Source organism: Ruegeria sp. D1(2025), from assembly GCF_056536425.1.
This window is the reverse complement of the sequence record NZ_JBQFPO010000011.1, coordinates 48,364-68,617: the sequence shown is the minus strand read 5'-3', so window position 1 is coordinate 68,617 and position 20,254 is coordinate 48,364. Positions and strand designations below refer to the sequence as shown.

The 20,254-nt window shown below is 59.9% G+C and carries 17 protein-coding genes; 3 read left to right on the top strand and 14 right to left on the bottom strand.

Annotated features, from left to right (window positions below; genetic code table 11):
* The first annotated feature begins 30 nt into the window (after positions 1 to 30).
* A complete protein-coding gene (mnmH, locus tag ACR1XU_RS19695) occupies positions 31 to 1,083 on the top strand; it encodes a tRNA 2-selenouridine(34) synthase MnmH (RefSeq protein ID WP_480908123.1) in 1,053 nt (350 codons plus the stop codon).
* Here the strand turns inward: mnmH and selD are convergent.
* Genes selD through ACR1XU_RS19660 form a run of 7 tightly spaced genes read right to left on the bottom strand, consistent with a single transcriptional unit; the run spans position 1,080 to position 9,172 of the window.
* A complete protein-coding gene (selD, locus tag ACR1XU_RS19690) occupies positions 1,080 to 3,233 on the bottom strand; it encodes a selenide, water dikinase SelD (protein ID WP_480908125.1) in 2,154 nt (717 codons plus the stop codon). The genes mnmH and selD overlap by 4 nt on opposite strands.
* Before the next feature lie 5 nt (positions 3,234 to 3,238).
* The gene (locus ACR1XU_RS19685; protein WP_480908127.1) at positions 3,239 to 3,625 is read right to left on the bottom strand and encodes a Na+/H+ antiporter subunit G; all 387 of its coding nucleotides are present in this window, start codon (positions 3,623 to 3,625) and stop codon (positions 3,239 to 3,241) included.
* Between the two features lie 7 nt (positions 3,626 to 3,632).
* The gene (locus tag ACR1XU_RS19680; protein WP_170609575.1) at positions 3,633 to 3,902 is read right to left on the bottom strand and encodes a K+/H+ antiporter subunit F; all 270 of its coding nucleotides are present in this window, start codon (positions 3,900 to 3,902) and stop codon (positions 3,633 to 3,635) included.
* On the bottom strand, positions 3,899 to 4,396 hold the full coding sequence (locus ACR1XU_RS19675; protein WP_480908174.1) for a Na+/H+ antiporter subunit E: 498 nt from the start codon (positions 4,394 to 4,396) through the stop codon (positions 3,899 to 3,901). Before ACR1XU_RS19675 ends, ACR1XU_RS19680 begins: the two co-directional genes overlap by 4 nt.
* Positions 4,396 to 5,946 carry a monovalent cation/H+ antiporter subunit D gene (locus ACR1XU_RS19670; RefSeq protein ID WP_480908129.1) on the bottom strand — a complete coding sequence of 517 codons (1,551 nt, stop codon included), beginning with the start codon at positions 5,944 to 5,946 and terminating at the stop codon, positions 4,396 to 4,398. The genes ACR1XU_RS19675 and ACR1XU_RS19670 overlap by 1 nt, the downstream gene beginning before the upstream one ends.
* A complete protein-coding gene (locus ACR1XU_RS19665) occupies positions 5,943 to 6,302 on the bottom strand; it encodes a Na+/H+ antiporter subunit C (RefSeq protein ID WP_170609578.1) in 360 nt (119 codons plus the stop codon). The genes ACR1XU_RS19670 and ACR1XU_RS19665 overlap by 4 nt, the downstream gene beginning before the upstream one ends.
* Positions 6,302 to 9,172, bottom strand: a complete 2,871-nt coding sequence (locus tag ACR1XU_RS19660; RefSeq protein ID WP_170609580.1) for a monovalent cation/H+ antiporter subunit A — start codon at positions 9,170 to 9,172, stop codon at positions 6,302 to 6,304. Before ACR1XU_RS19660 ends, ACR1XU_RS19665 begins: the two co-directional genes overlap by 1 nt.
* A 222-nt stretch (positions 9,173 to 9,394) precedes the next feature.
* Here ACR1XU_RS19660 and ACR1XU_RS19655 point away from each other — a divergent pair, with 222 nt between their 5' ends.
* Both ACR1XU_RS19655 and ACR1XU_RS19650 read left to right on the top strand, forming a co-directional pair.
* Positions 9,395 to 9,865 (top strand): rhodanese-like domain-containing protein, encoded by a 471-nt coding sequence (locus ACR1XU_RS19655; protein WP_480811991.1) that lies wholly within the window; start codon positions 9,395 to 9,397, stop codon positions 9,863 to 9,865.
* The gene (locus ACR1XU_RS19650) at positions 9,865 to 10,680 is read left to right on the top strand and encodes a CE1 family esterase (RefSeq protein ID WP_480908131.1); all 816 of its coding nucleotides are present in this window, start codon (positions 9,865 to 9,867) and stop codon (positions 10,678 to 10,680) included. Before ACR1XU_RS19655 ends, ACR1XU_RS19650 begins: the two co-directional genes overlap by 1 nt.
* Here the strand turns inward: ACR1XU_RS19650 and mdoH are convergent, their stop codons facing one another.
* From mdoH to ACR1XU_RS19615, 7 genes are all read right to left on the bottom strand, one after another.
* Positions 10,681 to 12,552 carry a glucans biosynthesis glucosyltransferase MdoH gene (mdoH, locus tag ACR1XU_RS19645; protein ID WP_480908133.1) on the bottom strand — a complete coding sequence of 624 codons (1,872 nt, stop codon included), beginning with the start codon at positions 12,550 to 12,552 and terminating at the stop codon, positions 10,681 to 10,683.
* The gene (locus ACR1XU_RS19640; protein WP_480908135.1) at positions 12,549 to 14,048 is read right to left on the bottom strand and encodes an OpgD/OpgG family glucan biosynthesis protein; all 1,500 of its coding nucleotides are present in this window, start codon (positions 14,046 to 14,048) and stop codon (positions 12,549 to 12,551) included. The genes mdoH and ACR1XU_RS19640 overlap by 4 nt, the downstream gene beginning before the upstream one ends.
* Positions 14,045 to 15,262 carry an OpgC family protein gene (locus tag ACR1XU_RS19635; RefSeq protein WP_480908137.1) on the bottom strand — a complete coding sequence of 406 codons (1,218 nt, stop codon included), beginning with the start codon at positions 15,260 to 15,262 and terminating at the stop codon, positions 14,045 to 14,047. The genes ACR1XU_RS19640 and ACR1XU_RS19635 overlap by 4 nt, the downstream gene beginning before the upstream one ends.
* 31 nt (positions 15,263 to 15,293) lie before the next feature.
* Positions 15,294 to 16,664: a tetratricopeptide repeat protein gene (locus ACR1XU_RS19630; RefSeq protein ID WP_170682386.1), complete on the bottom strand. Its 1,371-nt coding sequence runs from the start codon at positions 16,662 to 16,664 to the stop codon at positions 15,294 to 15,296.
* Between the two features lie 180 nt (positions 16,665 to 16,844).
* Positions 16,845 to 18,029 carry a CaiB/BaiF CoA transferase family protein gene (locus ACR1XU_RS19625; protein ID WP_480908139.1) on the bottom strand — a complete coding sequence of 395 codons (1,185 nt, stop codon included), beginning with the start codon at positions 18,027 to 18,029 and terminating at the stop codon, positions 16,845 to 16,847.
* Positions 18,016 to 19,635, bottom strand: coding sequence for a thiamine pyrophosphate-binding protein (locus ACR1XU_RS19620; RefSeq protein WP_480908140.1), 1,620 nt, complete (start codon positions 19,633 to 19,635; stop codon positions 18,016 to 18,018). Before ACR1XU_RS19620 ends, ACR1XU_RS19625 begins: the two co-directional genes overlap by 14 nt.
* Positions 19,636 to 19,714: 79 nt before the next feature.
* Positions 19,715 to 20,179 (bottom strand): DUF302 domain-containing protein, encoded by a 465-nt coding sequence (locus tag ACR1XU_RS19615; RefSeq protein ID WP_480908142.1) that lies wholly within the window; start codon positions 20,177 to 20,179, stop codon positions 19,715 to 19,717.
* Between the last annotated feature and the right edge of the window lie 75 nt (positions 20,180 to 20,254).

Here is a 20,254-nt window from a genome sequence, read left to right as displayed (position 1 = left end):
TTTCAGCCAAGCCCAAGATAGACCGCAGATATGGTTCTGAAATTCACCACCCTGCCTGACCTCTACACACACGACTTCGATACCGTGATCGATGTGCGAAGCCCTGCAGAATACGCAGAGGATCATTTGCCGGGTGCCATCAATCTGCCGGTTCTGGACAATGAAGAACGGGCGAAAGTCGGCACGATCTACGTTCAGGAAAGCCCGTTTCTGGCCCGCAAGCTGGGCGCGGCTCTGGTGTTTCGCAATGCTGCCGCGCATATCGAAAACAGCCTCAGCCATCACGAGGGAGGATGGCGGCCTCTGGTCTACTGCTGGCGCGGAGGGCAGCGGTCAGGGTCGTTTACTTGGATGCTGCAGCAAATCGGGTGGCGTGCCGACGTGGTTGAAGGTGGCTACCGCACCTACCGCCGGCTGGTGAACCGCTATCTGTACGATGACGTCCTGCCGCACCGCTTTGTGGCGCTGGACGGATATACAGGAACGGCAAAAACCGAATTGCTCGCGCATCTCGCAAAGCGAGGCGTGCAGGTTCTGGACCTTGAGGCGCTGGCCAATCATCGCGGCTCGTTGCTGGGTGAAATGCCCGGAGGACAACCCAGCCAGAAAGGGTTTGAGTCCGCATTATCCGCCGTGCTTTGTCGGATGGACGCCAGTCGGCCAGTGGTCGTCGAGGCCGAGTCGTCCAAAATCGGAAGTCTGATCCTGCCGCCAAGCCTTTGGAACGGGCTGCGTGCGGCTCCACGTATCCGAATTGATGCCCCGCTTGCGGCGCGGGCAGATTATCTGGTCGCTGCCTATGATGACATTCTTTCAGATCACGAGCGGATGCGTGACCGGCTGTCACCGCTGCGCTTTCATCGCGGCCATGACGTCGTCGATAACTGGCTGTCCCTGATGGAGGCCGGAGATAAACGTGGTTTGACGCGGGCGCTGATGGATCAGCACTATGATCCGGCCTACGCCAAGTCGCAGAAAGGTAGGGGCGCTCAGGTCATTGCGGAGCTTCAGGCCGACCGGCTGGACACCGACAGTCTTGCCGATGTCGCCGCCCGGATCGAACAGGTTCTGGCCCGGCTTTAAAGACGCAAGCCCGGGGCCTCGGTTAACCGACCGACAATAGCTGCCGGATATCCCGCGTCACGAAGTACCGCGCACAGGTCCTGAGCCTGGTCCGGGGCGACCGCAGCCAGCAATCCTCCGGCGGTTTGGGGGTCGAATAACAGGCCTGCTTTACCTTCCGCAGGCAGTTCCGGAGCAATTGCCCTGTTGTCAGCGAAAATGCTCGACCGGATGCCGTTCGAATACAACTCTTCAGCGCCGACCATTGCAGGCACGGCCTCAAGATCCAGTGCTGCACCGCAATCCGAAGCTTCGCACATTCCCTTCAGGTGGCCGGCCAGACCAAAACCCGTGACATCCGTCATCGCATGCGCGTGCCTGAGGATTTCGGCGGCTGTGCCCTGTGGGTGGGTCATGTGGCGAAATGCGGCCGCGACCCACGCGCCATCGGCCTGACCAGCCATTTCAGCGGCCATCAAAACACCGCTGCCAATAGGTTTGGTCAGGATCAGTGCATCCCCCGGCAGACCACCGGCCAGAGTAATAGGTTCCTGGGCGCAAAGACCGGTGATGGTGAAACCGATGGTCATCTCATCGCCCATAGAGCTGTGGCCGCCAACAATCTCGGCACCAGCCTGCCGCAGAACGTCGCTGGCGGTTGTCATGATTTCCGTCATCGTGCGGTGCTGCAACGTAGCGGACATGCGGGGCAGGATCACAGTTGCAGTCGCCGCCTGCGGCGCCGCACCCATCGCCCAGATATCACCAAGCGCGTGCACGGCCGCGATGCGCGTCATCAACACGGGGTCTGCGGTGAAGCTGCGCAAGTGATCCGACGTGATGACCTGACGCGCCCCACCCGTTGTCAGCAGGGCCGCATCATCGCCGGGCAGGGGGGTGACATCCGTGCGTTCGGGCGCAGGCAACGTCTGCAAGGCTTGCTGCAAGGCGCCACGCCCAACCTTGGCACCACAACCGCCGCACATCGGTTTGTCACCCAATGCTTCGCGCAAACCGTCCGCATGATGCCTGGGCAGTTTAGGTATTGCCATCTGCGGCAGGTCGCGAAATCTGTTCATGAATTTCTGGTCGATGTGGTTTTTCCAGTTCCACATCAACGGACCGCTGAATGACGTTCCCAACTTTTCCGCAAGGGCGGACTTCCTGCCCAGCGAAATCAGTTTCAGATAATCTTTCTGCGGCACGTACCGCCGCATCCGTCCCGCTCCCAATGCCGCGCGCAGATTGTCAAACAGAACCGGCGCTTCACGGACCGCATAGACACCGGCCTTGGGGCGCGGGTTGTCGGACAGGTGTGCGCAATCACCGGCGGCAAAGATCAAGGGGTCGCTGGACTGCAAATGCGCGTTGACGCTGATGTAGCCATCCTGCACCTCCAACCCTGTTTCAGCGATCCAGTCATAGGGTCGCGCACCTGCGGCTCCGGTCACGAACGCGGCTGGGATGTGGCGGCCATCCTCCAGTTCAACATAATCTTTGCCGATCTGGCGAATGGAAGCGTTTTCGAAGATCGCGATCCCCAGGCTTTCCATCGCCTGTCGGATGGTTTCCCCGGCCTTGGGGCTTGTGGCCGCCAAAGCCGTAGCGTTGTCGATCAGAGCGACCCGGGCGTCACGGTTCTGCGCCCGCAACGCATGCGCCATCGCCATGACCAATTCGACCCCGGCAACACCGCCGCCAATGACCGCGACTGACGCGGGCCCGGGCGTCTTCAGGTAGTCGGCCCAGCGTGCCGCAAATAGGCCCAGAGGCTTCGCCGGCACCGCGTATTCTGCAAATCCGGGCAAGGCGGGCATGTCAGAAGTTATGCCCACATTGACCGAAGCAACATCAAACGAAACAGGCAGGTGTCCTGATACGTGAACAACCCGGCTTGCCGGATCTAGGCCGTTTACCGCGCCCAGAATGATGCGCGCCCCGGCAAATCGCGCCAGCTTTATAAGATCGATGTCCAGCTCGTCCCGCCTGTAATGCCCGGCCACATAACCCGGCAACATGCCGGAGTAAGGCGCGGTCGGGCCGGGATTGATGATGGTCAGTCGCGCGCCGGGCAAGGGGTTCATTCCCCATTTGCGCAGCACAAGCGCGTGCGTGTGGCCCCCGCCGATCAGAACCAGATCGCGGGTCAAAGGCAGCGTAGGAGTATGCATCAGGGTCAGTTCGCTGTGTGATCCGGGACGTCTTCGACCTGCTCGACCGCGTGGGTGGCCCAAAGCTCATCCTCGCCTGCATCCGGCAGATCGCCGGGCGATTCATGGCGATGAATGTGCCATTTGGCAATGAACAGGGCCGTGATCGGCGCGGTCAGGAACAAAAACAGCGTTATCAGCAGCTCGTGCAGCGACGTGTGATCCTCTAGCAGGACGGAATGAAAGATCGACGCCAGCAGAACGCCCCCCACGCCCAGAGTTGTGGCCTTGGTCGGCGCGTGCAGCCGGGACATCGGATCCTTCAGCTTGATCATGCCAAACGATCCCACGAAACCAAATATGCCCGAGACGATCAGGAAGAAAGCGATGAGAAATTCGAAAACGAAACCCATGTCGCCCTCACTCGATAATGTTGCCACGCAGCATGAAGCGTGCGTAAGCCACCGTTGAAACAAAGCCCAGCATGGCGATGATCATGGCGGATTCAAAGAAGATCTCGGTTCCCAGCCTGAGACCGTAAAGGATCATCAACGCGATGGTGTTGATGACCATGGTATCCAGCGCCAGTACCCGCGTGCCGACACCGTCGGCCGTTACGATCCGCCACAGACACATCATGATCGCCGCGCCAAAACAGGCAAAAGTAAAGTAGATGGCATAGGTGATCATTCGAAAATCTCCTTGAGGCGACGTTCATAGCGTTGCTTGATCTGGTCCCGAACCTCGTCAGGGTTCGGGGCGTCAAGGCAATGGACCAACAGATTGTGCCCCTGCGCAGACAGATCGCAGCTGACTGTTCCGGGCGTCATGGTGATCGTGCCGGCCAGTACCGTGATCGCTTCGGGCGTGCGCAGTTCAAGCGGAATGCAGACCCAGTTTGGTTGCCGATCACTGTCGCGTTTGAACAGGATGATCCGGGCCACGGCGATATTGGCCATCACAATGTCCCACAGAACGACAAGCATGTATTCCACGATCATCGGCCAGTTGCGCAGTACGGGACGGTCCGGCCAGTAGGGCTGCGTTATGAACGGGATGATGATCCCCAGCATCAGACCAAACACCAGCGAGTTCAGTGAGGGCTGGTTGGCAAGCAACATCCACACAAACGTCAGCAGAATGGTCAGATGCGGGTGCGGAAATATCCGGTGTAGCAGTTTGATCATTCTTCACCTCCCATGACGGCCGAGATGTAATTTTCGGGCGAGAACAATTGTCCTGCCGTGCCTTCAGCGTAGGTCAGCGCCGGGCCAGCGAACAAGGTCAACAGCATCAGGCCAAGGACCAATCCGAATACCGCCGTGAATGCCAGCGCCGGTTGAGGTTCGGGCGCAGGCAGAACGACGTCTTCATCTTCATCTTCATTTTCGGTCTCTGCTGTGGTGTTAAGCTGCGCGTCGTGGCTTTTCCAGAAGATCAGCGAACCGGCCCGGGCCAGTCCGACGATGGTCACAAAAGACCCGATCAGGATCACCGCCCAGATTGCGTTGGCGTCCGGGGCATCCCGCGCGGCGTCCAGTACCAGCAGTTTACCGACAAAACCGGACAGTGGCGGCATACCGGCCAGCGCAATTGCGCCCACGAAGAACAGCGCCGAAATCAACCCGCTTTGCGGCATCGGAGTACAGGGCTCGATGGCACCGCCGCGCCGCTGCATCACAAGGTCGGCGACAAGGAACAAAAGCGCCGTCGCCAGTGTCGAGTGGAAAATGTAATATAGCGCGGCAGCGGTTGCGCCGGGCGAGAACAGCGAAATCGCAATCAGCAAAGTGCCCATCGACGCAATCGCGCAGAACGCGACCAGGCGCGCGATGTGCTGTGCTCCCAGAATGCCGATTGCTCCGACCGCCAGAGTGACCAATGCAGCCGGTTGCAGCCAAGCTCCGACCAGGCCTTCTGTCACTGCGACGTCGGGACCAAAATCCAGGGTATAGACCCGCAGGATCGAGTATGCGCCCACCTTGGTCATGATCGCAAACAGCGCGGCCACAGGCAAAGGCGCGTTGGCATAGCTGGCGGGCAACCAGAAATGCAGCGGCAGAACGGCGGCCTTGATGCAGAAGACCAGCAGCAGCAGTACCGCGCCGACCCGCAGCAAAGCTGTATCTTCGGGTGGAATTTCGGCCACTCGCAGCGCCAGATCGGCCATGTTCAAAGTGCCGGTCACGGAATAGATGGTGCCAAGTGCAAACAGGAACAGGGTCGAACCAAGCAGGTTGTAGGTGACGTACTGAACCCCGGCTTTCAGCCGTACAGAACCACCTCCGTGCGTCATCAGGCCGTAAGAGGCGATCAGCAGAACTTCGAAGAAAACGAACAGGTTGAATGCGTCTCCGGTCAGAAAGGCACCACAAACACCCATAAGCTGGAAGTGGAACAGGGCGTGAAAGTGCTTTCCCCTGTCGTCCCAGCCGGAGGCAATAGAATACAGCACGATGGGAAGGGCCAGAAATGCCGTCAGCAGCACCATCATGGCCGACAGTTTGTCCAGCACCAGCACGATCCCGAATGGCGCGGGCCAGTTGCCCAGTTCATAGACCTGAATGTCGCCGCCCGATGCTTTTGCGGTGATGGTCAGGGCGATACCCAGCAGGCCTACGACACCGGCGACCGAAAAGATGCGCTGCAGGTCCAGATGGAATCGCAGTACCATGATGATGAAGGGGGCCAGGATCGCGGGCAGGACGATCGGCGCAACGATCCAGTGATTCATGCGTCTTCTCCTGCGCCGTCCACGCTGTCCTGCGCGCTCATGTCGATGTGGTCATCCATGGACGACAGATAGGCGGACAGGGCGATCATCACGATCACCGCCGTCATACCGAACGAGATCACGATGGCCGTCAGCACGAGTGCCTGCGGCAGCGGATCGGTGTAGGGCACGTCCTTGTACTTGTTCAGAACCGCCGGCGCATTCAGCGCCAGCCGCCCGGTGGCAAACAGGAACACATTAACTGCATAGGTCAGCAAAGACAGGCCCAGAATGACGGGGAAAGTCCTGCGACGCAGGATCAGGAAGATCCCGGCTGCGGTCATGACGCCTACGGCAGAGGCTACGAGCGCTTCCATCAGGCCTGCTCCTTCTCTTGGTCTTCTTCTGGCGGATCATCCCGAAGCGGGTTGATATCCATCGGGAACTCCTGCGCCATGCCCGGTTGCCAAGCAAACCGTGACAGGCTGTCCAGCGCCAGCATGACAGCACCCAGAACGGCGAGGAATACGCCGGTGTCGAACAGGATGGCGGTGGCCCATTCGAACTCTTCCAGCGGCGGCCAGTGAATGTAGCCGAAATCGCTGGTCAGGAACGGCCTTTCATTGAACCACGCGCCCAGTCCGGTCGCAGCGGCTATCAGAACGCCCCAGCCGATTGTTCCGTGGTAAAAGAACCTCTGCCGTTCAATGGCCCAGGTGTATCCGCTGGCCATGTATTGCATCAGGTAGGCGATCGCGACGATCAGACCCGCGATAAAGCCGCCGCCGGGCTGGTTGTGGCCGCGGAAAAAGATGTAGGCGCCCACCATCAGGGCAATCGGCATCATCACGCGGGTTGCAACCACCATCATAAGCGGGTGCGAGTCGCCCGATTGCGGCCAGTGCGGTTTGCGGTTCAGAAGATAGGCCCGGACATTTGTGCTCAGAACCGCCTCGGTCAGGGCAAAGATGATCAGCGCGGCAATGCCCAGAACGATGATCTCGCCAAAAGTATCAAAGCCCCGGAAGTCGACGAGAATGACGTTGACCACGTTGGTGCCGCCGCCGCCCTTGTACGAGTTCGCCAGATGGAAATCCGATATCGTCGGAAAAGCGAAATCGCGCAGCATCAGCGCATAGATCAAGGCGCCGCTGCCGATCCCCGCCACGACAGAGATCGCCGCATCCCGCCAGCGGCGCTGGGCGCTGCTGTCCCGTGGGGTTTCGGTTGGCAGAAAGTTCAGCGACAGCAACAGCAGGATCATCGTGACCACTTCGACCGAAATCTGCGTCAGCGCCAGATCCGGGGCGGACAGGTAGTTGAACGCCATTGACACGATCAGACCCACAACACCGATCAGCACCAGTGACAACAGGCGGTTGCGGTGGAACCACATGATCGCGAGCGTAGCGCCCACCAGACAGATCCAGCCGATAATCGGTATGATTGGTGCGGGCAGCGGCACCCGGGTCTCAAGCCCGATCGTTCCGGTCGAATAGGCGTAAAAACCCATGCCCACGGTAAAGGCGATCATGATGATGGCATAACGCGAGATGACGCCATTGTGCAGTTCGTCCGTGACCCACTGGCTGAGCTTTGTCAGCGCGCCGATCACTGCGTCGAAGATGTCTTTTGCCTCGGGCCGGGGCAGCGCATTCCAGACCTGTTCTCCGCGCTTGTGCAGCGACACCAGGAAAAAACCTCCCAGCGTTGCCACGATGGACATGTACAGCGCCGGAGTAAAGCCATGCCACAGTTTGAGCGAATAGTAGGGCAGCTTCTCTCCGCCGATCACCGCGCTGGAGACAACGGCGACCAGCGGGCCAACGATGGCGGCGGAATACAGACCGATCAGCACAACCAGAACCACAAGAAATGCGGGGGCCAACCACAGCCCGACGGGCGGATCATGCGGATGTGCCGGGTAATCGTCCCGCTCGGGGCCCAGAAAAACGTGGCCCACAAAGCGGAAGGAATAGGCCGCCGAGAAAAGCGCCGCCAACAGGGCCAGCCCGGGCACCAGATAATGCGAGTTCAGCCATGTTGTATGGACTGTTTCCTCAAGCATCATTTCCTTGGAAAGGAACCCGTTCAGCGGTGGCAGGCCAGCCATCGACAGGGCTGCAATCGTCCCGATGGTGAAGGTGATCGGCATCAGGTGCCGCAACCCGCCCAGCCGTTTGACGTCACGGGTTCCGGTCTCGTGATCGACGATCCCTGCGGTCATGAACAGGGCGGCCTTGAATGTTGCGTGGTTGATGATGTGGAAGATGGCGGCCACGGCGGCAATCTTGGTGCCAAAACCCAGCAGCATGGTCACAAGACCCAGATGCGACACGGTCGAAAACGCCAGCAAGGCCTTGAGGTCATCCTTGAACAGCGCAATGCAGGCACCGATCAACATCGTCACCAGACCGGTTGTTGCCACGATGTAGAACCAGGCCTCGGTCCCAGCCAGAACCGGCCACATCCGCGCCATCAGGAACAGCCCGGCCTTTACCATCGTGGCCGAGTGCAGGTAGGCCGAAACCGGTGTTGGTGCGGCCATCGCGTGCGGCAGCCAGAAATGGAACGGGAATTGCGCTGACTTGGTGAAACAGCCCAGCAGGATCAGGATCAGCGCGGGCATGTAGTAGGGCGACGACTGGATCAGCTCCTTGTTCTGGAGGATAACGCTCAGGTCGTAGGACCCCACGATATTACCAAGGATCAGCATCCCGGCGATCATCGCCAGCCCGCCTGATCCGGTGACAGCCAGCGCCATGCGCGCGCCCTGACGCCCCTCGGGCAGGTGCCGCCAGTATCCGATCAACAGGAAAGAACTGAGCGACGTGAGTTCCCAGAAAATCAACAAAAGCAGAATGTTGTCGGACAGAACGATGCCCACCATCGCGCCCTGGAACAGAAGAAGATAGGTATAGAACTGCCCCATCGGGTCTTCGCGGGACAGGTAGAACCGCGCATAGAGGATGATCAGCAAACCGATCCCCAGGATCAGCAGGGCAAACAGAAACCCCAGCCCGTCCAGCATGAAATTCGCGTTCAGTCCCAGCCCCGGTATCCAGTCGAACCTGGCCGTCACCACCTCGCCGCGCATGACGGACGGAATGTGGATCAGCAGCCCCATCAGTGCCAGAAATGTGGTCAGTCCGGCAGCCGAGGCCGCTGCGTTTCGTCCCGCCCGGATCAGAAGGGCTGGGAACACAGCTCCGAGGAAGGGAAGGGCCGCAATAAGGAATAGGGACAAGTGCGATACTCCGGTCTGGGCGGTCAAAGTGGTATTGATTTTGTAAGGATAATTCTCTGACTGTCCAGCGATTGCAAGATTATGCGCCCGTTTCGGCGTGAAGGGCGCGCGGATTTTCCTTTGGGGCGAAAATGACGCGAACTTGATCCGGCCGATGCCAATTCGACGCGGCAATGTGCTTCGCCCTGTGATAAAACCGATTTGTCGGCATGGGAGCGCGGCGTGGCAGAAAAAGTGAACCTAACGCGAAGGCGGGTAGTTTTGGGTGTTGGTGCCGCCATCGCCGCCGGCTTTGCGATACGGCAGTACCGTCTGATTCCACAGGATTATTCCGGTGGACGGGTTCAGGTCGCCGGCGCGTATCAACAGGCAGTTTCGGGGGACATCCTGCTGGTGGATATCCGCACCCCCCGGGAATGGCGCGCAACCGGGATTGGCAGGGGCGCGCATCCGCTTGATATGCGCCGCGAGGACTTCGTGCAGGCGCTCACGCAGCTTGCAGATGGCGATCGGTCTGCGCCTGTTGCACTGATCTGCGCCCGTGGCGTCCGGTCGGCGCGGCTGAGCAATCAACTGACGGCTGCCGGTTTTACCAATATTATCGACGTCCCCGAAGGCATGCTGGGCTCGGCCGCCGGACCGGGTTGGCTGCGCGAAGGGCTGCCGGTCGAAGCTTACAAAGAGGACATTTGATGAAAGCGAAATTCTGGCTGGCGCTGAGCCTTTCATTCGCCGGACAAACGGCTTTGGCCACTTGTGCCGAATCTGAAGGTACGTGCGAGACCCCGTCCGGCGAATACCACATCGAATTGCCAAAGGTCGAAAACCCGCCGCTGGTCGTGTTCCTGCATGGCTATGGCGGCAGCGGCAGCGGTACGATGAAGAACCGCAATATGGTCGATCCGCTGCTCGCGCGTGGCTATGCGGTGATGGCACCCGAAGGGGCAATGAGCAACGGGCGCAAAAGCTGGAACTTCTATCCCGGCTGGGAGGGGCGGGACGATACCGCCTTTCTGACCGAAGTGGTGCAGGACGCAGCCGACCGATTTGGCATCGATAGTGACCGGGTCGTGCTGGGCGGGTTTTCCGCAGGCGGGTTCATGGTGAACTATCTGGCCTGCGATGCACCAGAGACGTTTTCGGCCTATGTGCCCGTATCAGGAGGCTTTTGGCGGCCAAATCCCGAAAGCTGCGCAGGGCCGGTCAAGCTGTTTCACACCCATGGCTGGGCAGACAATGTAGTCCCGTTGGAGGGGCGCATACTGGGTGGGGGGCGGTTCCATCAGGGGGATATCTTTGCAGGGTTTGAAATCTGGCGGGAAGCCAATGAATGCCCGGATACCAAACCATCCGGGTTTTCGATCACGGGCAATTTCATGCGCCGAAACTGGACGGGCTGCGCCGAAAACAGCGCGCTGGAGTTTGCGCTGTTTCCCGGTGGTCACGGTGTTCCCAAAGGGTGGGCGGACATGATGGTGGACTGGTACGAAGGCCTGCCCGGAAGCTGATCATTCCGCCGGGGTCATCGTCCCCTTGCCCTCAATCAGGCGTTTCAGTTCGTCACGGTGGCGGCGGGCCGAACGGGTGATTGCGGGTTCGGCGAAGTCCTCGCGCATACCGACCATGCGCCGGGCCGTTCCTGCGGACACGCCGCTAAGCGCGGACAACGGTATGGCCAGGGCCAGGCTGATGGCGATCGGGGCCAGCCAGATCGATACCAGCCCGGCCAGAATCCCAACGCTTAGTGCGATACCGCTGATCGTTTCCAGAGCGTGGCACAGAACAAGGGTGCGCAGGCTATAGCTACCGCCGTCGCGGGCTTGCGGGGACCAACCTTTTTGGATGCCCAACGCCGTTCGGAAGACTGCGATCATCTGTTGTACCATCAGGATCGGGGCATAGAGGATCGACAGGATCACCTCGGACAGAAACGAGATGAAAAACCGCCGCCCGCCACCGAAATCGGAATAGCGAACACCGCTAAGGGGCAGGGCCACGACGCCCAGTACCTTGGGCGCCAGCAACATTGCATACATGACCAGAATGATCAGCACGTGGCGGGTTTCAGTCATTTCCGGCCATTGCGGAAATAGCGGATTGTCGGGGCTGAAATAATGTAGAACCGACGCATCCTCGCCCTGACCGATCAGCGCCCACATGACCAGCAGCGCAAACCACAGCGGCGACATCAGATAGCCGACCGCACCATGAAACATGTGGAAGCGGGACACTGCGCGGAATCCGGCAGAGCCCAGCAGTTTCAGGTGCTGCAGGTTACCCTGGCACCAGCGGCGGTCGCGCATGGCGTGGTCAATCAGGGTGGGCGGTGTCTCTTCATACGATCCGCGAATACGCGGCAGGAATCGCACACCCCAGCCGGCGCGGCGCAGCAACCCGGCCTCGACAAAGTCGTGGCTCATGATCAGTTGGTCCTGCCCGCTGAAAGATCGCAGTTTGGGCAGCCCGGCGCAGGAAGCAAAGGCACGGGTTCGAATGATGGCATTGTGGCCCCAGTAGTTGCCTTCCTGCCCGCACCAGCGGGCCAGTCCTTCGGCAAAGGCAATGCCATAAACTCCGTTGGCGAACTGCTGCATCCGGGCAAAGACCGACTGCGCACCGATAAGTTGCGGATAACTCTGGATCAGGCCCGCGCCCGGATCACGCGCCAGCGAATCCGTCAGGCGGGCGATGGCGCGGCCGGTCATCAGGCTGTCGGCATCCAGCACCAGCATCGCATCCCAGTCCGCGCCCCAACGGCTAACCCAGTCGGCGATGTTGCCGACCTTGCGGTCGGTATTCTGTTCGCGGCGGCGGTAATACAACTCCAGCCCGGGTGCGAGCGAGGTTCGCAGCGCCTCGACGCTGGCCTGTTCCTGCGCGGCAATCTCGGGGTCGCGCGTGTCGGACAGGATGAACATGGCATAGTGATGCTGGCCGCCGCGCGCCCGCAATTCTTCCAGCATTGTCCGGGCATTGCCCAGAACGAACCACGGCACTTCGTTATAAACCGGCATCAACAACGCGACGCGCAGCGGGGTCGGGCGGGTCTGGTGTTTGGGCTGCTCCTGCCGCGCAAGCGACGCCATGCCCAGAAGAACGGTGCAGACCGTGAACGAAATCCAGAAGAAATTGAACGAGATCAGCGTCAGCAGAATGCCCTCGATCAGGTTGATCCCTTCGGCCCCGAACCAGTCGGACATCACCCACAACAGGCCCAGCGTTGCGGCCATCGCGGGTGAAAAAGCCAAGGCGCGCCAGAACCCGGTAGACGGATTGTCCGTCCGGGACGGAACCTGTGCGTCACGGAACCCGGCGCTGAAATCCTGCGCCGGCATGGCCAGAGGCGCCTCGGGGGGCATGATATGCAGATCGCGGTTCATGTGGTCCATCTGTACAGCCAGACCTCGGAGGCCGGTTGTTTTCCGACAAGCAACTGCGCGCGCAGTTCGACATGATCCCGTTCGGCGGGTTCAAATGAAAATGCCAACCGCATTCCGCCGGTATCGGGGTTGCGTTGCAACACACCGTCCGAGGTTTCGGCATGAGGCGAATCCACAAAGATCGAAATCGCCTCGAGGTCGTCGAACAAGTCGCTGGCCTCAAAGTCGATGACGGCCAGACGCCCTTCGCCGAACGTATTTTCGCCCATTGCCGTGTTGATTACGCGGGCCATCGGCGTACGCTGTGGATTGTCGCCCCAGATCAGGCGGTAGGATATATCGATCTGGCTGCCCGCAGCATACGGGGCAGCCGGTCGCCAATAGGCAACGATGTTGTCGTAGATCTCCTGATCGGCAGGAATTTCGACCAGCGTGACCGAGCCCTTGCCCCAGTCGCCTTTGGGTTCGACCCACAGGCCGGGGCGTTTGTGATAGTTCGCTTCAAGATCAGCGTAATCCGAGAACTCACGTTTCCGTTGCATCAGGCCAAAGCCGACCGGGTTGGTGTCGACGAAGGAAGAAATCTGCAACCGCGTCGGGTTGGCCAGCGGCCGCCACAGCACTTCACCCGCGCCGTTGCGCACCAGCAGCCCGTCGCTGTCATGCACGGCGGGCCGGAAATCGTCGAACCGGCTGTGATTGGTCTGATCGAACAGGAACATCGATGTGCCCGGCGCGATGCCTACATGGGTCAGGTCCTCGCGCGGGAAGAGGGTCGCCTCTACCTCCATCACGCAATCCGCGCCTGCGGTGACATCAAAGCGGTACGCGCCTGTCACGCTGGGGCTGTCCATCAGCGCATGGACGATCATGTTGCGTTGGCCCGGCGCGGGACGCTCCAGCCAGAAACGGATGAATTCGGGGAATTCCTCGCCATCCGGGTCGCCGGTCTTCAGCGCCAGTCCCCGCGCCGATAAACCATAAACCTCATGCAGGCCAATGGCGCGGAAATAGCTGGCACCCTGCCAGACGCAGAACTCATCGGTTTTACCGGGGCGATGCATCTCAGTGCGCAAGCGCAGACCGGAGAAGCCCAGAGTGTCGTCCACGGGCAGGTGTGGCACGTCTTCGGATTTGTCGAACATCGCCAGATCGAACGCGACCGGCGTCGTCATGCCGTTTTCAACGGTCGAGACCTGAACAGTGCGCGGAAAGTAAAGGCCCGGGGTAAAGAAATCGACGTTGAAGGGTGTCTCGGTCTCGTACCACAGCGCCCGGTCCAGCCGGAACCGGATCGAGCGATACTGCTGATATGTCAGGTCCTGCCATTCCTGCGGCACCATCTCGCGGTCCGTATAGGGGCGGCTGGCCAGATCGCGGGCAAGCTTAATCACATCATTGCGGTCAAACGGAACCTCACCGCCAGTCGCAAACGCGGATGGGGCAAATGCCAGTGCCGTCGATAAGGTCAGAAATGCGCGGCGTGTAAGAATCATTTCTTAGATTTCCATGGTTGCGATTTGAACCATGCGGCCAGATAGGCCACACCGATGATCATGGCAAAGCCAATTATGTTGGCGGCAAAGACAGCGGCGGAATCCCGCCCGGTCTGGTCCAGCCCAACGCCGATAAGTCGTGCCGCTGCCATCGAAAATACGAACACTGCCAGCGATTGCTGACCCACCTTGGTGATGACGGTCAGCAGCCATTGCCAGATCCGTGCCGCCACGCCGTGTCCCGAGGCGATCAGGCGATGCCCGTGTTCCCCGGCGGCGACCCAGCCCAGATAGGCCAGTGACAGGAAATGGAGATAACGGAACAGTCCGAATTCGGTTTTGCTCCGCAATTCCTCGGTCAGGGGCCAGGCCTTTCGGATCAGCGCGCCCAGTTCCGGTGCTGCGGAATTCACCCAAAGGAAAACCTTCCACGAGCCAAAGGGCGCGGAAAGGATCAGGAACAGCGCCGCGATCCAGATCAGTGTTTTCGACACAGGCGGCGCGGGAATCCAGCCGCGCATGAATGCAAAACCGGTAAAGAACAGCAGTTGCCAGCCAAATGGGTTGAAGAACCACTGGCGATCCGACCACGGCTCGGCGGGCAGGGCCAGCACTCCGAACTGGGCGACAAGCCAGATCGCGATCGAGGTTGCCGCAACCGCCCAGAAACCGATCCGGGACAGGCCCATGAACAAGGGCATCATCGCAAGAACCACCAGATACATCGGCAGGATGTCGAAATAGTTCGGTACATAGGTAAGGGTGAAAATCCCGACCATCTGCGGCGCAGGATCGTTGAAGAAATGCTGCAAGTTCAGAGACGAGACATAGGTTTTATCGAACGTGCCAGTCTGGTCCAGTGCGGCCATGGTCATGGCGACAAAGAAAAACAGGCCGATATGTGCCCAATAGACCTGCCAGATGCGGAAGGCGACCCGGGCGGTGCCCAGCCACCAGCCTTTGCGCAGAAAGGCCCCGCCAAAGGCAATCGCCGAGGCCATGCCGGAACAGAACACAAAAATCTCTGTCGCATCCGAGAAGCCGAAGCGTGCCGGAATCCATTTGGCCCACGGATCGTTCGGGATATGCGCGATCAGAATGATGAACATCGCGATGCCGCGATAGAAATCCAGCCGCGGATCGCGCGTGCTGGCAGGGGTCGCAGCCGAAGCTGCAACCGATGCAAAATCAGTAGCGGGCGAAACAGTCGCCATACGTTCTCTGTCCTTCCTGGTCTTTTTGTTGTTATTCGGCGGGCACGCTTTGCATGTCACCGCTGTCGCGTGCCGCTGCGATCAGTGCCCGACGAGCGAGGGCATAGTTGTCCTCGCCTCCGGCCCGCTTGGCACGACGGTCGTCAAGAATGTGCTCAACCTCATCCAGACGTCCGGCGCGCAGGCCGGAATCGATTGTAATACGTTCAAAAACATCACGTTGCGCATGGCTGCCACCTGCCAGTTGCATTGATCCGCGCGCGGCACACAGATGGTCAAAGGCGGTGCCATGCTGTCCTTCGGCAAATGCCTCAAGACCAAGTGCCGCGGCTACGCCGGGATCGGCCATGCGGCGGGTAGTGTCATCCTTGGCGCGTTTTGCGTCTTGCTGGATGCGGTTCAGCATCTTTGCCGTGGCGTCTGCGCGGTTGTCGCCGGTCAGCGCCAGAAGATAATGCAGGTCCGCGAAAATCAAACAGCCATCTTCGGTTCGCGCGGCGGACAAATCTGCCAGTTCTTCCCAACGATTTCCGACATTTACACCCTCAAGTTCCAACCGCATCAGCAACGATGTTCCGTTCGAGATGTCGCGGTAATCGTCGGTCTTGTCCTGCCGGATATGGTGATCATACAGCTCCATCACCTGATCGATCTGGCCCAGATCAAGATGCATCAGCGCCTTGTGCCACCACACGTGATAGCGGAAGTTGTTGCAGTGCGACCAGGCGTTTTCGCGACCGGCCAGCCAGTCCAGACCCAGCTGCGCGTTACCGGTCATCTCATGCACATGCGCGACCGCATGCAGACCCCATGCGTCGTCCGAGACCATCCACAGTGCCTGACGGCCCGCGATTTCGGCCTTTTCATATGCACCGGTTTCCTCAAGCGCGAACGAGTGGCAGCCCAGCAGGTATCCGCGCCCCGGATGATCTGGCGCATAAGCCGGCAGGATGCGTTCGATCGACCGGCGCATGCCCGGGGCATCGCCCAGCACAAATCGGGTTGCGTGGCTGAGTTTCATGGCCAGCGTATCCTGCGGATGGTCGCGCAGCACCGCTTCGAACTTCTGAACCGCCTGCTCCAACTGACCGGCCAGATAAAGCGCCAGTGCATCGACATAAAGACGTTCGCGGGCCGAGATCGGCTGCCGCGCCATTGCGGCATTTGCAGCCGTCAGCGCTTCGACTGCGACAGGCATCATTTCCCGCCGGCCCAGCAACGCCATGAACAAACCTTTGATGGCATGACCCAGCGCAAAGTCCGGCTCGAGCTCCAGCACTTTGCCCAAGTGCTGGGGCGTGACCGCTGAATGCGCCATGAACCCAAGCAGAACACCATTCCACGCTTCGACGCTTGCCGGCTGGGTCAAAGTGTTCATTTGTCCAAAAACGTCTTGTTTCATACTTGGGTCCAATCTGATTGCGATATTTGACACTGTTCGATTTATCAGAGTGTGCCGACGGGACGTAACAGTATCGACCCTGCTCTCGAATTGGTGAAAGGCTGTGTGTGTAAAACGCGAAAAAAACCGCCGATTCAAGGGCATGTTTCAGCAACATGCCGCCGAAACGGGCACTGTGTTTCAATCGTCGAAGGGATTTTCGGCGCCCAGAACGGCCTGGGTATCGGCGCCAAATACTGGCGGAGCCGCACGATAGATGACCGGCGTGCGCGATAAATTGAGCGGATTTCCGATCAGTTGCACCGGCCCAGGTTGCGCTTGCATGGCGATCTGCATGTTGCGGGCCGCCGCCTGATCGGTGGCAAAAACCTGATCCAATGTTTGTACCGGACCAACGGGAACTTTCAGGTTTTCCAGACCCGCGATCACCGTTGCGGTGTCCATGCCTTGCAGGGCAGGTCGCAGCATTGCGTTCAGAGCATCGCGGTTTTCAAGGCGGGCCGGGTTTGTTGCAAAACGGGGATCGTCGGCAAGGTCTTCGCGGTTGATGAAACGGCAGAACCTTTGAAACTGTGTGTCATTGCCGACTGCCAGAATGACGTGGCCGTCTGACGTTTCATAGACGTCGTAGGGCACGATATTGGGATGCCCGTTGCCTCGCCGTTGCGGAACGTTGCCGGATGTCAGGTAGTTCACACCTTCGTTGATCAGCCATGCGATCTGCGCGTCGACCAGCGCCAGATCGATCTGCTGTCCTTCGCCGGTCTGGTCGCGGTGCCGTAAAGCCGCCAGTATGCCGACGGTGGCGTACATGCCGCACATCACGTCGGCAATGCCGACACCCACTTTCATCGGCGCGCCTTCGGGGTCGCCGGTCAGCGACATGATCCCGCCATAGCCCTGCGCCATCAGATCATAGCCGGGTTTGCTCGCATTTGGTCCGGTTTGCCCATAGCCCGAGATCGAGCAGTACACGAGCCCCGGAAGCTCCTGTGACAGAGACATGTAGTCCAGCCCGTATTTGGCCAGCCCGCCGGGTTTGAAATTTTCGATCAGGATATCGGCATGAGATGCCAGCCGTTTTATTTCGGCCTGACCCTTGGCGGTCGTGATGTCGATCGCCACGGATTTCTTGTTGCGGTTGGCTGCCATGAAATAAGCACTCAGGTCCGAGCGGTTTCCGTCCGCATCCTCGACATATGGCGGGCCCCACTGCCGTGTGTCGTCGCCACCCGTTGCCGGGTTTTCGATCTTGATGACACTGGCGCCCAAATCGCCCAGCAATTGCGTACAGGTCGGCCCGGCCAGAATACGGCTGAGATCCAGAACCTTGACGCCTTTCAGCGGCCCTTCAGATGCGGCCATCGTAACCTCCGCGCTCAATCTCAGCGGCGATGACCGTGAATGTGTCGGCTTTTACGGCGGCATCCAGTGCCGCGCGCAATTCGGCGCGATTGCGAACAGTGTGGCCATTGCCGCCAAAGGCGCGTCCCATGGCGGCAAAATCGTGGCGGTCGAAGTCAACGCCCCGGTTGCCCATCTGACGCTGGCGCTGCTTTAGCTCGATCAGCGCAAGGCTGGCATCGACAAAGACCAGAAAGATCGGATTGCCACCCATTTCAGCAGCCGTCGAAAGCTCACCGGCCACCATCAGGAAACCGGCGTCGCCGGAAAAGCTGATCACGGGATGGTCCGGTTCTGCCAGTTTCAGGCCTATGGCCATCGGCACGGCGCAGCCCATGGTGCACAGGGCCGAGGATTGTATCAGCCCGCGCGGCTCGGAACATTCCCACATCTGGCTGAGCAGGATGCGATGTGCGCCGCTGTCGGCCGTCGCTAGGGTTTCAGGTGGAAGCGCGGCGCGGGATTCCGCGATCACTGCGGCGGGTCCCCAGTCGTCACTCACCGGGAACGCTTGCGCCAGTGCGGCTTTCACTTGTTCGGGCTCACCACCAGGCCACGTCGCGCACGCGAGATTGCCCTTGGCGATGGCCTCAAGCGTGGCCGCTGTGTCGGCAACCAGATTGAGCCCGGCCTGATGCATGTAGTGATCGTTAACGACCGCCGAGATGTCGATCACGCGCTTTTCCTCGGGGTCCCAGATCTCGCGCCAGCCGGGGCGCATTTCGATTGGGTCATAACCCAGGCACAGGACCAGATCGGCCTGCTCCACCAATGGCACCAGATGCTTGTCCGCCAGCGGGGACAGCCCTGCAGCGCCCAGACACAGGGGATGATCCTCGGGCACCACGCCCTTGGCCTTGTAGGTGGTAACAAAGGGAATTCGGAAGTGCTCAAGAAAGGCCCGCACTACACAGCGCGAGTCGTCATAGAGGACATCGAGCCCGATGATGGCCAGCGGACGCTCGGCGTCGGCGACCCAGCGCCGGGCCTTTTCAACGCAGTTCCCTTCGGGGGCAACGGCGGCGGGCTTGGTCAGCCGGCGCCGTTTCGTGCTGCTGACAGGCGTATCGGCAACCGAGATCGGCACGTCGATATGCACGGGGCCAGGACGTGGCTGATTGGCAAGTGACACGGCCTTGTCCGCGACGATATCCGCGCCCTCGGCGGTCATTACAAACGTGCCCTTCGTGATCGAGCGGTAGACCCGGGAGTGGTCCATAACCTGATGCGTATAGGTCAGCGCTTCGTCCGCGTCGACGCAGCCGGTCAGCACGATCATGGGAACCCGGTCCTGCAGTGCGTTCGCCACCACGTTGATCCCGTTCATCGCACCGGGGCCCAATGTCGCCACCAGAATCGCAGGCGCACCGTCGCGATGATGTACCGCCTCGGCCATAAAACCAGCCGAGTTTTCGTGTTTGGCCAGATGAAAGGTGATACCCGCCTTCTCAAGCGCGTCGACCAACGTCAGAACTTCTCCTCCGGGCATACCGAAAGCATGGCGACAACCGGCCTCGTACAGGCGTTGGGCCAGAATATCCGCCGCGCGGGGTGAAAGGTCCTGCATCCGTCATGCTCCGATACACAAGTTGCACAGCAGATTGCGGAGGACGCCGTCGGACGCAAGGCAGATCACGGCAGTGTGACTATTTGACTGCCGCTTCGGCCACGGCCTGAAACTTTTTGTCCAGTTCCCGTGCAATTTCGCCCAGCTTTGCGCCACCTTCTGAGGCATAAGGAGCAAACACAAAACCGGGCGTTTTATAGGACAGGGTGGCAGTTCCGTCTTCGTTTTCGGTCACGTAAAACCTGATCGGCGCCTCGATCATCGCGTTGGTCGATGTTTCCAAAACACGCACCGCATAATCGTTGTTGAATGCGCCGATCACCAGGTTGCCGGGAATGGTGATCCCGCGCGCAGCGGCGGCCTTTGTTGGCCCGGCTTGCGTCACCACGATCAGCCCGTTTGCCTTTATCGCTGTTTTGGTGGCGTCCACCAGGTCCTCATATGACTTGTCGGTCACATAAACCGCCCAGCCTTCAGGGATGTCGGGATCATCAGCCCAAACGGGATAGGCCAGCAGACAGAACAGGACCCAGAGCAATCTCATCACATTGCCTCATTTGGTGTGACTGACCCTGTGATGCCAGAAATTCAGCACCGACGCATTCACATTCTTGTGGGG